This is a genomic window from Bradyrhizobium sp. BWC-3-1 (assembly GCF_032917965.1).
Classification (GTDB): domain Bacteria; phylum Pseudomonadota; class Alphaproteobacteria; order Rhizobiales; family Xanthobacteraceae; genus Bradyrhizobium; species Bradyrhizobium canariense_D.
In genome coordinates, this window is the sequence record NZ_CP136625.1 from 6,425,142 (window position 1) to 6,439,580 (window position 14,439).

General features: G+C 63.0%; 13 protein-coding genes. 4 read left to right on the plus strand and 9 right to left on the minus strand.

Features of this window, described 5'->3' with window-relative positions; genetic code table 11:
* Nucleotides 1-183: 183 nt before the first annotated feature.
* The 3 genes from RX329_RS31040 to RX329_RS31050 are packed head-to-tail and all read right to left on the minus strand — an operon-like array spanning nucleotide 184 to nucleotide 3,267.
* Complete coding sequence (locus RX329_RS31040; RefSeq protein WP_085362269.1) at nucleotides 184-978, minus strand: ABC transporter ATP-binding protein; 795 nt, start codon at nucleotides 976-978, stop codon at nucleotides 184-186.
* 12 nt (nucleotides 979-990) lie between these two features.
* Nucleotides 991-1,887, minus strand: a complete 897-nt coding sequence (gene ntrB, locus RX329_RS31045) for a nitrate ABC transporter permease (protein ID WP_085352122.1) — start codon at nucleotides 1,885-1,887, stop codon at nucleotides 991-993.
* A gap of 60 nt (nucleotides 1,888-1,947) precedes the next feature.
* On the minus strand, nucleotides 1,948-3,267 hold the full coding sequence (locus tag RX329_RS31050; RefSeq protein ID WP_085362268.1) for a CmpA/NrtA family ABC transporter substrate-binding protein: 1,320 nt from the start codon (nucleotides 3,265-3,267) through the stop codon (nucleotides 1,948-1,950).
* Between the two features lie 665 nt (nucleotides 3,268-3,932).
* Between RX329_RS31050 and RX329_RS31055 the strand changes: the two genes are divergently transcribed.
* Together RX329_RS31055 and RX329_RS31060 are read left to right on the plus strand one after the other, a co-directional pair.
* Entirely contained in the window at nucleotides 3,933-4,772 is an 840-nt protein-coding gene (locus RX329_RS31055) for a formate/nitrite transporter family protein (RefSeq protein WP_018457093.1), read from the plus strand.
* Nucleotides 4,773-4,827: 55 nt separating this feature from the next.
* Nucleotides 4,828-6,564 carry a bifunctional protein-serine/threonine kinase/phosphatase gene (locus RX329_RS31060; protein ID WP_085385886.1) on the plus strand — a complete coding sequence of 579 codons (1,737 nt, stop codon included), beginning with the start codon at nucleotides 4,828-4,830 and terminating at the stop codon, nucleotides 6,562-6,564.
* Nucleotides 6,565-6,588: 24 nt separating this feature from the next.
* On the opposite strand, the gene RX329_RS31065 is transcribed toward RX329_RS31060, so the two are convergent.
* Nucleotides 6,589-7,212: an SDR family oxidoreductase gene (locus RX329_RS31065; protein WP_317246453.1), complete on the minus strand. Its 624-nt coding sequence runs from the start codon at nucleotides 7,210-7,212 to the stop codon at nucleotides 6,589-6,591.
* Nucleotides 7,103-7,903, minus strand: coding sequence for an NmrA/HSCARG family protein (locus RX329_RS31070; protein WP_317244785.1), 801 nt, complete (start codon nucleotides 7,901-7,903; stop codon nucleotides 7,103-7,105). The genes RX329_RS31065 and RX329_RS31070 overlap by 110 nt, the downstream gene beginning before the upstream one ends.
* Nucleotides 7,904-8,005: 102 nt before the next feature.
* Between RX329_RS31070 and RX329_RS31075 the strand changes: the two genes are divergently transcribed.
* Nucleotides 8,006-8,899, plus strand: coding sequence for a LysR family transcriptional regulator (locus RX329_RS31075; RefSeq protein WP_085362265.1), 894 nt, complete (start codon nucleotides 8,006-8,008; stop codon nucleotides 8,897-8,899).
* 21 nt (nucleotides 8,900-8,920) lie between these two features.
* Here the strand turns inward: RX329_RS31075 and RX329_RS31080 are convergent, their stop codons facing one another.
* Nucleotides 8,921-9,838 (minus strand): intradiol ring-cleavage dioxygenase, encoded by a 918-nt coding sequence (locus RX329_RS31080; protein WP_085362264.1) that lies wholly within the window; start codon nucleotides 9,836-9,838, stop codon nucleotides 8,921-8,923.
* A 172-nt stretch (nucleotides 9,839-10,010) separates the two neighbouring features.
* On the opposite strand from RX329_RS31080, the gene RX329_RS31085 reads away from it, so the two are divergent.
* Nucleotides 10,011-11,285, plus strand: a complete 1,275-nt coding sequence (locus RX329_RS31085) for a serine hydrolase domain-containing protein (protein WP_317244786.1) — start codon at nucleotides 10,011-10,013, stop codon at nucleotides 11,283-11,285.
* A gap of 49 nt (nucleotides 11,286-11,334) precedes the next feature.
* Here RX329_RS31085 and RX329_RS31090 read toward each other — a convergent pair whose 3' ends face one another.
* The 3 genes from RX329_RS31090 to RX329_RS31100 form a co-directional block, all read right to left on the minus strand.
* Nucleotides 11,335-12,654: a TRAP transporter large permease gene (locus RX329_RS31090; RefSeq protein WP_085362262.1), complete on the minus strand. Its 1,320-nt coding sequence runs from the start codon at nucleotides 12,652-12,654 to the stop codon at nucleotides 11,335-11,337.
* Nucleotides 12,651-13,166, minus strand: coding sequence for a TRAP transporter small permease (locus RX329_RS31095; RefSeq protein ID WP_085362261.1), 516 nt, complete (start codon nucleotides 13,164-13,166; stop codon nucleotides 12,651-12,653). Before RX329_RS31095 ends, RX329_RS31090 begins: the two co-directional genes overlap by 4 nt.
* Before the next feature lie 84 nt (nucleotides 13,167-13,250).
* Nucleotides 13,251-14,249, minus strand: a complete 999-nt coding sequence (locus RX329_RS31100; RefSeq protein WP_085362260.1) for a TRAP transporter substrate-binding protein — start codon at nucleotides 14,247-14,249, stop codon at nucleotides 13,251-13,253.
* Nucleotides 14,250-14,439 lie beyond the last annotated feature (190 nt).

A 14,439-nucleotide genomic window follows, 5' to 3' on the forward strand; every position in this document is an offset into this window, starting at 1 on the left:
CCGTGCCAACTGCGCGCATTCCGGAAACGCAGGAAATTCAGGAGCTTGTTCGTCGTGCCCCAAATTCTTGCAGCACTATTTCGCACGCAAATTTTGCGATTCGCTCAATCCCTGTGCGCCGCACAAGGATTGAGCTTGATGATTCAAAATTAGGCGTTGCGTGAGCATCTGTTGGTGACGCGCCTACGCGGCTTCGACGAAGCGATGACGCTCATAGAGGAATTCGAGCACGCGCTGCCGGCACTTCAGGTAAGTGACGTTGGTCGCGAGTTCGAGCCGCTTGCGCGGCCGCGCCAGCGGCACCTCCAGCACCTCGCCGATGCGCGCGCTCGGCCCATTCGTCATCATGACGATGCGATCGGACAGCAGCACCGCCTCGTCGACGTCGTGGGTGATCATCAGAATGGTGTTGCCGAGCTTCTGATGCAGCGCCATCACCGAATCCTGCAAATGCGCGCGGGTCAGTGCGTCGAGCGCGCCGAAAGGCTCGTCGAGCAGCAATACTTTCGGCTCCATGGCAAGCGCGCGGGCAATGCCGACGCGTTGCTTCATGCCGCCGGAGATTTCCGAGGGCCGCTTGTCCTTGGCATGGGCCATCTGCACGAGGTTGAGATTGTGCATGACCCAGGCGTCGCGTTCGGCGCGCTTCTTGGTCTTGGCGAAGACCTTGTCGACGCCGAGCCGGACGTTCTCGTACACGGTCAGCCATGGCAACAGGCTGTGGTTCTGGAACACCACCGCGCGATCCGGTCCCGGCGAGTTCACCTCGCGGTTCTCGAGCAGCACGCCGCCCATGGTGGCGTTGGTCAGGCCTGCGATGATGTTGAGCAGGGTCGACTTGCCGCAACCGGAATGGCCGATGATCGAGACGTATTCGCCCTTGTCGATGGTGAGATTGATATCCTTCAGCACCTCCGTGGAGGCTGCGCCGCGGGTGAAAATCTTGTCGATATGGTCGAGCTTCAGATAAGCGGTCATGTGCTTCCCCTTTTAGTTCAGCGCGGTGCCGCGGGTGACGATCTTGCCGGCGCCCGCGATCAGGCGGTCGAGCACGAAGCCGATGATGCCGACATAGAACAGCGCCAGGATGATTTCGCTGATATGCGAGGAGTTCCAGGCGTCCCAGATGAAGAAGCCGATGCCGACGCCGCCGATCAGCATTTCCGCGGCGACGATCGCGAGCCATGACAGGCCGATTCCGATGCGAAGTCCCGTGAAGATGTAGGGCGCGGCGGCAGGGATCATGATCTTGGCAAAGAACTCGAGCGGGTTGAGCTGCACCACTGCGGCGACGTTGCGATAGTCCTGCGGAATGTTGCGGATGCCGACCGCGGTGTTGATGATGATCGGCCAGACCGAGGTAATGAAGATGACGAAGATCGCCGACGGCTGGCCGTCACGGAAGGCCGCGAGCGAAAGCGGCAGCCAGGCCAGCGGTGGGATCGTGCGCAAGACCTGGAACAGCGGATCGAGCCCGCGCATGGCCCAGACCGACTGGCCGACCAGGACGCCGAGCGCGATGCCGGCGATGGCGGAGAGCGAATAGCCGAGGGCAACGCGCTGGAGACTGGCGGAGAGATGCCAGAACAGACCCTTGTCGATGCCGCCATGGTCGAAGAACGGATCGAGGATCAGCTCCTTGGTGTCCTTGAAGACTTTTGACGGCGGCGGCAGCGCCGAGCCGGCGCGACGGCAGACCAGCTCCCATATCAGCATGAGCAACGCGACCACGACGAGCGGCGGGATGACGCGCACGGCGGTCTCCCGCGCCATCCGCGCGTAAGTCTCCGAGCGCGGCGGCCGCTTCGGTGTCATCGCGACGACCGGTGCGGCAGCGCTCGCGGGCTTCGCGGTCTCAACCTCGATCTTCGTGGCGGGCATGTTCATCGCAATATCTCTCCGGCTGCAAAAGACGATGCGGCCGCCCGGAGGCGGCCGCTGGCTCCATCAGACTTCGACGCGCTTGATCGCGAGCGACTTCAGATAGGCAGCGGGATTTTCCGGATCGAACACCTTGCCGTCGAAGAAGGTCTCCTTGCCGCGCGACGTAGAGGCCGGGATCTCCGCACTTGCGACGCCGAGCGTCTTGGCCGCATCGCGCCACATGTCCTCGCGGTTGACCTTGGCGATCAGCGCCTTGGTGTCGAAATTCGCCTCGTACTTGCCCCAGCGGATGTCCTCCGTGAGGAACCAGAGGTCGTGGCTCTGGAACGGATAGGAGGCGAAGTCGCGCCAATACTTCATGATGTGCGGGGAGTTCTCGACCACCTTGCCCGGGATGCCGTAGTCGAACTTGCCAGCGGTGCGGTCGAGCACGTCTTCGACGGGGCAGTTCATCCACTGCCGCTTGCCCATGATGGCGGCAAGCTCGGCCTTGTTCTCGGCCTTGTCCGACCATTGCTGCGCTTCCATCACCGCCATCAGCAGCGCCTTCGAGGCCTTTGGATATTTATCGACGAAGGCGGCGCGCATGCCGAAGGATTTTTCCGGATGCTTGTTCCAGAGTTCGCCGGTGTTGATGGCGGTGTAGCCGATGTTCTGATGGATCAATTGCAGATTCCAGGGCTCGCCGACGCAGAAGCAATCCATGGTGCCGACCTTCATGTTGGCCACCATCTGCGGCGGCGGCACCACGATGGTCTCGATGTCCTTGTCGGGATCGATCCCGCCGGCGGCGAGCCAGTAACGGATCCAGAGGTCATGCGTGCCGCCGGGGAAGGTCATCGCGGCCTTCACGGCCTTGCCCGAGGCCCTCTTCTTCTCCAGCGCCGCCTTGAAGGGCGTGGCGTCGACGCCGAGCTTCAGGTCGGCATATTCGTTGGCGACGGAGATGCACTGGCTGTCGAGATTGAGCCGCGCCAGGATGTACATCGGCGTCGGCTGATTGTTCTGCGTCACCTTGCCGGCCGAGATCAGATACGGCATCGGGGTGAGGATGTGCGCACCGTCGATGCCGTTGCCTTCTGAGCCGAGCACGAGATTGTCCCGCGTGGTGCCCCAGGAGGCCTGCTTCTGCACGTCGGTGTCAGGCATGCCGTATTTGGCGAACAGGCCCTTGTCCTTGGCGACGAACAAGGGGCCGGCATCGCTCAGCGCGATGAAGCCGAGCTTGGCACCCTTGACCTCGGGGCCGGCGTCCTGCGCGAAGGCGCCAGCGGGGAAATTGAGTTTTACGGCGGCCAGGAGTGCGGCGGTCGAGCCGGCGGCCTTCAACAATTGACGGCGGCTGAGGCCAGTGTCCGACGGCCGGCGGGTGCGCTTGGTCATAGGCGATATCGTCCTTTGCGTCGTTGCAGAATGATTGCGTCAGTGCACACGAGCAGCCCATCCGGTCCGGCGACGCCTGAAGCTGCGCATGCGAACGCGCGGCGGGGAGACCCCCGTCTGGTGGCGTCGGCAATTCGGATGAGAAGTCTCGCGGGACGGCTTCAATGGCGTCGGGCTGGAACTATTCAAGCTTCGTGCCAAGCGCCACAAGGCAGAAAACGACCCGATATCAATGCGTTATTGACGACGCGCTAGTCTGTCGCAGGCCTATTCCGCTCGCGAAATTTGCCGCTTGCCCAATAATTGTGCGGCGCACAACAGTTGAGCAGCAGCTCAAGGAAAAGGCCGCACGACGCGCAAAAGCCGCGTCAACCAAAGCTCTATCGCGTTGATATTGCTCGATTTCTATGGAGCCACCACACGGCACGCGACTTGCATTTAAGTTCGCGTCAACGACGACTGCGGCTCGACCGCAATACTGCAGCCTGTGGCGGCTGCAGTCCGGAAGCTCATCGGCTTCGCGGCCCTCCGCGGCTCCATCCTCGTGACGCGAATCCCAAGGCTTCCAAATCTCCCCGGCGCGGCACGTGGCCCGCACGGCCAATAACTTTCGGCGGCGCACTCAGAGCGTCTCGATCTCTCTTACGGAGCAAAAGGAATCATAGATGTCGTATCTCGCGCCTTCGGAATTCGTCACCAAGATGGTGGATGCGGGCGAGTCCAAAGTCTTCATGTCCACCCGGGATACCATCATCCGTGCCTACATGGCCGGCGCTATCCTGGCGCTCGCGGCATGGTTCGCCGTCACGATCAACGTGAACACGGGGCAGCCGCTGATCGGCGCGCTGCTGTTCCCGGTCGGCTTCGTCATGCTGTATCTGCTGGGCTTCGACCTCCTGACCGGCGTGTTCGTGCTCTCCCCGCTCGCCCTGATCGACAAGCGCCCCGGCGTCACCATCGGTGGCGTCTTGCGCAACTGGGGCCTCGTCTTCGTCGGCAACTTCGCCGGCGCCTTCACCGTGGCCTTCATGATGGCTTTCGTCACGACCTTCGGCTTCACGCAGGACCCCGACAAGATCGGCACCGCGATCGGCAATATCGGCGAAGGCCGAACGCTGGGCTACGCTGCGCATGGCGCGGCCGGCATGGCGACGCTGTTCCTGCGCGGCATGCTTTGCAACTGGATGGTCTCGACCGGCGTGGTCGGCGCCATGATCTCGACCTCGGTCCCCGGCAAGGTCATCGCGATGTGGATGCCGATCCTGGTGTTCTTCTACATGGTGTTCGAGCATTCCGTCGTGAACATGTTCCTGTTCCCGTCGGGCCTGATGCTGCACGCAAAATTCTCGATCATGGATTACCTGATCTGGAACGAGATCCCGACGGTGCTCGGCAACCTCGTCGGCGGCCTCGCCTTCACCGGCATGACCCTCTACGCCACGCACGTCATGACCAAGCCGAAGCGCCAGGCCGGCAAGGCCACGTCGCCCCGCGTCGCGGCCTGATACGTCTCGACAGGAGAGCCTCGCCCGATCAGGGTGAGGCTCCCCTTTGCCGGTGATGACGATGACCCGCGGACTTCAGATCTCGGTCGGCCAGCATTCCGACAAGGGTCGCAAGCCCATCAACCAGGATTTTCACGGCGTCCTCGTTCCGGACGAGCCGATGCTCAGCCTGAAGGGCATTGCGGCCGTCCTCGCCGACGGCATCTCCAGCAGCACGGTGAGCCAGATCGCCAGCGAGTCGGCGGTCAAGAGCTTCCTGATGGACTATTATTGCACGTCGGAATCCTGGACGGTGAAGACCTCCGCCCGCCGCGTGCTGGACGCGACCAATTCCTGGCTCCACGCGCAGACGCGCAAGAGCCAATATGCCTATGACCGTGACAAGGGTTATGTCTGCACGCTGAGCGCCATGGTCATCAAGGCGAGCACCGCGCACATCTTCCACGTCGGCGACTGTCGCGTCTACCGCGTGGCCGGCAAGGCGCTCGAACAGCTGACCGACGATCACCGGATCATCGTGTCCTCGGAGCAGACCTATCTCGGCCGTGCGCTCGGGATCAATCCGCAGCTCGAGATCGACTACCAGAGTTTCGAGATCGAGACTGGCGACACGTTCCTGCTGGCGACCGACGGCGCCTATGAATTCGTCGACGCGCGTTTTGTCACGAGTGCGCTCAGCGAGCATGCAGCCGAGCTCGACGGAGCGGCGAAGGCGATCGTCGAGGAAGCCTACCGGCGCGGCAGCGACGACAACATCACAGTCCAGATCCTCCGCATCGATGCAGTGCCGCAGCGCGAGCCGGCCGGCATCTTCAACCAGACCTCCCAGCTGCCGCTTCCCCCGCTGCCGGAGCCGCGGGCCGTCTTCGACGGCTACAGGATCGTCCGCGAAATCCACGCCAGCAGCCGCAGCCACATCTACCTTGCCGTCGACGCGGTGACCGAGGAGCCGGTCGCGCTGAAGCTTCCGTCGATCGATTTGCGCGACAATGCCGCCTACCTGAAGCGCTTCCTGATGGAGGAGTGGATCGCGCGCCGGATCGACAGCCCGCACGTGCTGAAGCCGCTGTCACAGTCGAAACGGCGCGGTTACCTCTACGTCGCGACCGAATTCGTCGAAGGTCAGACCTTGCGGCAATGGATGACGGACAATCCGCGCCCCGATCTCGAAACCGTCCGCGGACTGGTCGAGCAAATCGCCGCGGGCCTGCGCGCCTTCCACCGCATGGAGATGCTGCATCAGGACCTCAGGCCCGACAACATCCTGATCGACAAGACCGGCACCGCGAAGATCATCGACTTCGGATCGGTTAAGGTGGCAGGCGTCGCGGAGGCCGCGCCACAGGACGAGACCGACGAAATTCTGGGAACGGTCCAGTACACGGCGCCGGAATATTTTCTTGGCCAAGGCGGCTCGCCGCGCTCCGACATGTTTTCACTCGCCGTGATCTGTTACCAGATGCTGACGGGAAAGCTTCCCTATGGCACGCAAATCGCGAGGATCCGACGCAAGGCGGACGTGCGGAGGCTCAAATATCGCCCGGCCGATGACGACAGCAACGTGCCCGCCTGGGTCGATGGCGCGCTCAGACGTGCGCTCCATCCGGATCCTTACAAGCGGCACGAGGATCTGTCCGAATTCGTCTTCGAGCTTCGCACGCCCAATCCGGCCTATCTTGACACGCGGATCACGCCGCTCTTGGAGCGCAGCCCGCTGATGTTCTGGAAATTGACCACGGCGGCGCTCGCCTGCGTCGTCGTGGTCCTGCTTGCGATGTTGCACGCGCGCTGATCAGGGGTGTAGCCACGCAAAGCATCACCACGTGATCAGCGGAGACCGATGCAGCCAGGTATCGGCGTGCACCTGATCGAGCACGAATTTCGCAACGTCTTCGCGCGCGATGCTGCCGCCATGGAAGCCCGAAAGATCCGTCAGGGCCCGGATCGAACCGCGGCCGGGCTTGTTGTTCAGGATCGAGGGACGAACCAGGACCCAATTCAGCCCGCTGTTTCTGACGATCGCCTCCTGCCGGTCCTTGTCGGCGTACACCTTCTTCAGGAGAAGCGGAAAGATCACATTGTCGGCGATAAAGCCGCCGTGGCCTGCACTGTCGCCGGCGCCCATTCCCGTGATGCAAACCAGCCGCGAGACCTGCTCGGCCTTCATCGCGCTCACGAGCGCGCGCGTCGCGGTCGAGAGAAGCGTCACCTCGCGGAACGGACTTACCGGTGTACCCAGCGCACTGACCACGGCGTCACGGCCTTCGAGGGCTGCGCGCAGGGCTGTTTCATCGCGGGCGTCTCCGACGATGAGCTTCGCCCCCGTGATGTCACTTGCCTTTCCGGCGGAACGCACCAGCACGGTAACGTCGTAGCCTCGCGCCACCGCCTGGTTGACGATCAGGCGGCCGGTGGCACCGGTCGCTCCAAGCACTAATATCTTCGAAGCCGGCGGTATCGTCACCGGGATAGGCGATCGTGCGGCCCAGCACCTCCGACCAGACGGCGGCGGCTTTCGCGCCGGTCAGCGTCTCAGGACCGACGAGATTGATGCGGTCGAGCGCAAGCGGCGCTGCGGCGCGCTCACGACGGATGAGCTCGACGGCCGCGATCTCGCCGATGTCGCGCGCATCGATCATGGCGAGCCCCCTGCTCCCGATCGGCATCGGATAGATGCCGTATCCGGTCACCACGTCCTTGATCGTGACGTCGTTGTTCATGAAGTACGCCGGGCGCAGGATGGTGGCGTGGAAGCCCATCTGCTCGATCATCCGCTCGACGCCGAACTTGCCGGCAAAGTGCGGGACCTTCACGTAGCGGTCGCTGTGGATCACCGAGAGGTAGACGACCCGCTCGACGCCAGCCTCGCGGGCGACGTTGAGCGCGATCAGTGCCTGCGTGAATTCATCCGGCACCACTGCGTTGAGCAGGAACAGGGTCGAGACGCCCTTGAATGCGCTGCGGAGCGAGTCGACGTCGAGCAGGTCGCCCTGCACCACGGTGACGCCTGCCGGGAGGTTTGCCTCGGCGGGATCGCGGGCGAGAGCACGGACATCGGCGCCGCGCTTGACGAGCTGTTCGACGACGTGGCGGCCGATGGTGCCGGTTGCACCGGTAACGAGGATGGTCATGGGGATCACTCCGGGTTGGGTCAGAAGACATCCGGGAAATTAGTGATCCACAAACGAAACGATAGCCGCTATATCTGGACAGACTGTCTCACTGGTGGAACGATGGACCTGCTCGCACTCACCGATTTCAATCTCGTCGCCCGGCACGGCGGGTTCGGCCGGGCCGCACGGGCCGCCGGCCGCCCGAAAGCCACCCTGTCCCGGCGCGTCGCGGAGCTGGAAGCCGCGCTCGACCTGCGCCTGTTCGAGCGCGGAGCGCGCACCCTGAAACTCACACAGGAAGGACGCGCTCTCTACGAGCGGACGGGGGCCCTGCTCACCGAGCTCGACGAGACGGCGACAGCGATCGCCTCGGGTGGGGACAGGCCGCGGGGGCGCTTGCGGATCAGCGCGCCCTTGCTGTTCTCGCAGACTGCAATGGGAAACCTCGCGGCCGGGTTCGCGCTCAGATATCCGGAGGTCCGTCTCGAGGTCACGACGGAAGATCGCTCCGTCGACATGGTGGAGGAAGGGTATGACCTGGTGATCCGGGTCAATCCCGATCCCGATGACAGCCTTGTCGGACGAATCTTTCTGCGCGATCGGCTGGTGGTCGTGGCGAGCCCGGACCTGAAACGACCGCGGGACGGTATCGCTGCGCCGGCAGTCATGCGCGGACCGGGCGACCAGCTGACAAGCTGGGAAATCGCGGTGCCAAGCGGAACATCGCGCATCGCGATTGATCCGGTCCTGCGTCTGTCATCGCTCATCATGGTCCGCGACGCCGTCCGGGCCGGCGTCGGCGCCGCACGCCTCCCGGTGTCACTGGTCAGTCACGACCTCGCTGCCGGCACGCTGGTGCTTTGGGGCGACATCGAGGGACCGGAGATCGCGTTGTGGACACTCTATCCTTCACGCCGGCTCCTAAGCGCGCGCGTATCCGCCTTCCTCGACTTCATGAAGGAAGCCTTTCCAACGGGGGCACCTGACGAACTGGCGGCCTTTATCGGGCGCTGAAGTACATCCGTCCGCGATACGTCAGGCCGGCTCCTCCGCCTTCATCCCCAGCGGCTTGGGCGCCATGCCGCCGCCGGGCTTGAGATGGAATTCGTAACTCATCAAGTGCCACTGCCCGTTCGCCTTGGTGCCGTCGGGCATCTCCGGGTCGCTGCGCGGCTCGACCTTGGCGATGAGATCGTCCTTCACGCCGAACACCACGTCGGAATCCAGATATTTGTCGCCGTCCATGAAGACGTGGGTGATCAGCGGCTCGTAGCCCTTGGCATTGACCAGGAAGTGCACATGCGCCGGGCGCATCGGATGGCGGTTGGTCTGCACGATCATCTCGCCAACCGGCCCGTCGGTCGGAATCGGATAGCTGCAAGGCAAGATGGTGCGGAAGAAGAAGTGGCCATCGCTGTCGGTGAGGAAGCGCGCCCGTGCCGAGGCGCCGACCTGGTCATAGTTCGGCTTCTGCGAGTCGTAGAAGCCGTCATCGTCGGCGTGCCAGACGTCAACAGGGACATTCGCTAGCGGTTTGCCCTTGAGATCGGTGACACGGCTCTGCACGAACATCCGTTCGCCGCTTTGATTGTTCGGAGAAATGTCCGTGCCGTGCGCCGTCACCTTATGCTCGCCGACATAGAACGGCCCGAGCACGGTGGTCTGGGTGGCGCCCTCGCGCTCGCGATGGTTGACCGCGTCGACCAGCATGGAGACGCCGAGCACGTCGGACAGGAGGATGAATTCCTGTCGTGTGTCCGTGCATTTCTGACCGGTGCGGGTCAGGAAATCGATGGCGTATTCCCATTCCGCGAAGGTGAGGCCGGTCTTGCTCACGTAATCGTGCAGCGACTTCACCAATTCCTGGAGCAGGAATTTCGCGCGCGGGTCAGGTGTCTGGTCAAAGCTCCGGACGACGGCTTCGGTGAGTTCGGTTTCGTTGAACTGGGTCATGGTGCGTTTGCCTGCGTTTTCTCATTGGCCCGTTGGGGGATCTTTTGGGCTGCTCGGAGGCGTTCCAAAGTGAAGCCTACACCAAACAGCCGGCCGGCGTTAAGCGCGACCGGCTTGGAATGAGACCGCCTTTTCGGCTATCAACGGCGGACAAAACTGCCCGGAGGAACTGATGCTCGCCCCCACCCCCGCCTCGCCCGAATCCGTGGGCATGTCCAAGGCCGCGCTCGACCGTGTCGATGCGCATCTGAAGAGCCGGTACATCGATGCCGGTCGCTTCCCGGGCACGCATCTCCTGGTCTATCGCCGTGGCAAGATCGCCCACAGCTCGGTGCAGGGTTTTGCCGACGTCGAACGCAAGCTGCCCGTCAAGGATGACACGATCTACCGCATCTATTCCATGACCAAGCCGCTCACCAGCGTCGCCTTCATGATGCTGGTCGAGCAAGGCCTCGTCGCGATCGATGAGCCCGTCGCCAAGTACATTCCGGAATGGAAGGATCTCGGTGTGTTCGTCGCCGGCACCGCGCCTTCCTTCCTGACCCGTCCGCCGTCGCGGCTGATGCTGATCGTCGACCTCCTGCGCCACACCTCCGGCCTCACCTACGGCTTCCAGCAGCGCTCGAACGTCGATGCCGCCTACCGCGCTGAAAAGATCGGCGAGGTCGAGAAATCCGGCACGCTCCAGACCATGATCGAGAGCCTTGCAAAAATCCCGCTGGAGTTCTCGCCGGGCGAGGCCTGGAACTACTCGGTTTCGACCGACGTGCTGGGCTACCTCGTCGGCAAGATCTCCGGCATACCCTTCGAGCGGTTCCTGAAACAACGCATCCTCGATCCACTCGGCATGACCGACACTGATTTCCACGTGCCGGCTTCCAAGGCCCACCGGTTCGCCGCCTGCTACTCGGCCGACCCGGGTGGCGGCATGACCTTCCATGCCGGCCAGCGGCGCGAGGGACTGACATTGCAGGACGATCCGGCGACGAGCTCGTTCCTGTCGCCGCCGTCCTTGATCTCGGGCGGCGGCGGGCTGTGCTCGACGACGGCCGACTATCTCACCTTCTGCCGTGCGCTGCTCAATGGCGGCGAGCTCGGCGGCGTCAGGTTGATCGGGCCGAAGACGCTGGCGCTGATGACGACCAACCACATTCCGGGCGGCCGCTTTCTCCCCGAGGTGTCGCGCTCGCTGTTCTCCGAAGCGACCTATAACGGCATCGGCTTCGGCCTCGGCTTCGCCGTGACCATGCGCCCGGCCGAGACACTGGTCGCCGGCAGCCCCGGTGAATACAATTGGGGCGGCGCGGCCACGACGTCGTTCTGGATCGACCCGGCCGAGGAGCTGATCACCATCTTCATGACGCAGGTGCTGCCGTCCAGCGCCTACCCGCTCCGGCGCGAGCTGCGCAGCATGGTCTACGCCGCGATCACCGAGAGCAATCTCTAGACCAAATGCACCGATCCCCAGGCATCAGAGCCGCGGGATCAAGCTTGGCTCATTTCAACATCTCCGGCACGATCAGGCGCGGCAGGAACAGGGAAACGCTGGGCCAAATGATGAGCGCCGCCAGCACGAGCAGCATGGGGATCAGCATGATCACCGTGTCCTTCAGCGCATAGCGCAGCCGCACCCCGGCGATCGAGCAGGCGATCATCAAGCACAGGCCATAAGGCGGCGTCACCAGCCCGAAGGCCAGCGAAACGATCGAGATGATCGCAAACTGCACCGGATGAAGGTCCACCGATTTCGCCAGCGGTTCGAGAACGGTACCGACGATGATGATCGCCGGAATGGCGTCGAGGAAGCAGCCCACCACCAGAAAGCAGAACGCGATGAAGAAGCCGGCTCCGATCGCTCCCATGCCCCAGGTCGAGACGTTGGCCAGCAGTTCCTGCGGGATCCTGTAATAAGCCAGCAACCAGCCGAACGCGCTGGCGGTGCCCACGCAGAACAGCGCGACTCCCGCAAGACGGCCGGTGTCGAGCAAGGCCTTGTAGAGTTCGCGCGCGCCGGTTTCACGGTAAAAGAATGTTGATAGCGCCACGGAATAAAGCACCGCGACGCAGGCGGATTCGGTTGCGGTGAACCACCCCAGCAGGATGCCGCCGACGATGATGAACGGCGTCAGCAGCGCCGGTATCGAGCGCCAGATGGCGCAGCACATCTCCCGCCAGGTGTCCTTCGGATAGGTCGGGTAACCTCGTCGCACGGCATAGATATGCACTGTCGCCATCTGCGCTCCGGCGATCAGCAATCCCGGCACGATGCCCGCGAGATACATCGCCGCGATCGAGGTCGAGATCAGTCCACCCCACACGATCATCAGGATCGAGGGCGGGATGATGACGGCGAGCACGGCCGAGACCGCGGTGATAGCAATGGAGAACGAGAGGTCGTAACCCTCCTTGGTCTGGGCATCGATGAAGATCTTGGACTGGCTCGCCGCGTCCGCGGTGGAGGAGCCGGAGATGCCGGCAAAGAACACCGACAGCACGACGTTGATCTGCGCCAGCGACCCCGGCCAGTGCCCGACCATCGAGCGCGACAGCGCGACCAGCCGGTCGGTGATGCCGCCGATGCTCATCAAATTGGCGGTGAGCAGGAAGAACGGTACCGCCAGCAGGATGAACGAATTGTAGGCGTTGAAGGTTTCCTGCGCGAGCGTCATCAGCGACAGATGCGGCTCGATCAGCAGGATCGGCACGCAGGCAAGGCCAAGCGCGAAAGCGACCGGCACGCGTATGATGAGCAGGCCAACGAAAGTCCCGAACAGGACCATCGCGGCCTGTCCGGCAGAAAGAATATTGCCGCTCATTGATCTGCCCCAACCAGAATCCGCATCTCGTCGATAATCTGTTCACCGGCGAACACGATCCAGGTCACGCCGGCAACCGGCCAGGCGACGTGGATCAGCCAAAGCGGCAGATCGGCCAGCTCCGAAGTTCTGTTCCAGGCAAAACGGGTAAACTCGATGCCGGCTGATACGAACACGAGCGCCAGCGCCAGCACGCCGAGCCGCGCGAGAATTCGCACCATGGCTTCACTTCGGCGTGACAGGTCAGGCCAGACGTCGACTTCAAAATGCTGCGACTCTCTGATGCCGACCATCGCGCCGATCATGATCGTCCAGATGAACATGAACCGCGCCATCTCCTCGGTCCAGATGTAGGATGGAATCAAAGGCGTGTAGCGCGAGATGATCTGCAACGTGACCGGAATGACCAGAAGGCCGACAGAGGCGGCGAGCAGGATTTCCAGCAGTTTTGCATAGGCCGCCGTTGCTCGGCGCCACGGCGACGGGTTCGGTGGCATCGATATTTCGGTCATTACGACTCCGGGGGATCACAATCACGCAATGGGGCAAGCCGTCCGGCTTGCCCCGACGTTCTATCGCGTGGGCGGCGACAGTTGTCAGACGACGTTGATCTTCTCGAAAATGCCTTCCGCGCCGATTTCCTTGGCGTAGGTGGCCATCACGGGATCAGCGAGCTTCTTCATGGCGTCGCGCTCTTCGAATGGAACGCGCTTGAGTTTTCCGGCTTTCTCAAGCGTGTCGAGCTTGACGACCTCTTCACTCGACTCCAGCTGACGGCCGTAGTCGCCGGCCTCCTTGCCGGCCTTCATGATCGCGTCTTGCAAATCCTTCGGCAGCGTCTTCAGCGTCTTCACCGAGAAGCAGATCGGCCGGATCGACACGGCGTGCTGGGTCAGATTGAGATGCGGGGCCACTTCGTAGAACTTCATCGCCTCGACGCCGGCCGCCTCGTTCTCGCCGGCCGATATCACGCCGTTCTGGATCGCGTTGTAGATCTCGTTGTAGGCGATCACCGTCGGGCTCATGCCGACGGCCGCGAAGGTCTTCGACCAGATCGGCGCGCCCTGTACGCGCACCTTGAGTCCCCTAAGGTCGGCGAGAGTCTTGAGCGGCTTATTGGCGAAAATGTTGCGGATGCCACCGCCGGAATAGCCGATCAGAACGACCTCGGCCTTGGCCGCGACTTCGTCGGCGATCGGCGCCAGGATATTGGCTTCGACGACCTTGTTCATGTGTTCGATGCCCTTGAACACGAAGGGCGCGTCGATGAACGGGGCCGCCTTGGCGAAGGTCGACATGTGAGCCGGCGAGACGATGCCGTAATCGACGGCTTTGCCCTGCGACATGTACTCGAAGTACTGCTTTTCGAGGCCAAGCGAGGAATTCCTGTGCAGCGTGAAGTTGACGGGCTTGCCGTAATACTTCTTCACCAGCTCTTCGAACCGGAGCAGTGCCCGGTTGAAGGCGTGATCGTCGTTGAACTGGACCGCGCCGTTCAGCGTGATCGGCGATTGCGCCCGGACGATCGACGGCATGCCAATCGCAGCCGCCGCAGTGGTCGCACCGATCCCAGCGAGAAATGATCTTCGCTTCATGGTTTCCCCTCCCTTTGATGCTCCGGCCCTGTCGCCGGGCCGTGAGCGCAGCCGGTATGCGGCTTGCGAGAGGAAGCGTATGAAAAACGTCGGCGGGACGGAAGTCATTTCGCGTGCGCGGGAGGTCCTCTTCGTCGCAGGGCTAGCCGTTGCGCGGACTGTTGCACTGCAACCTGTCCTCCTGCCGGCC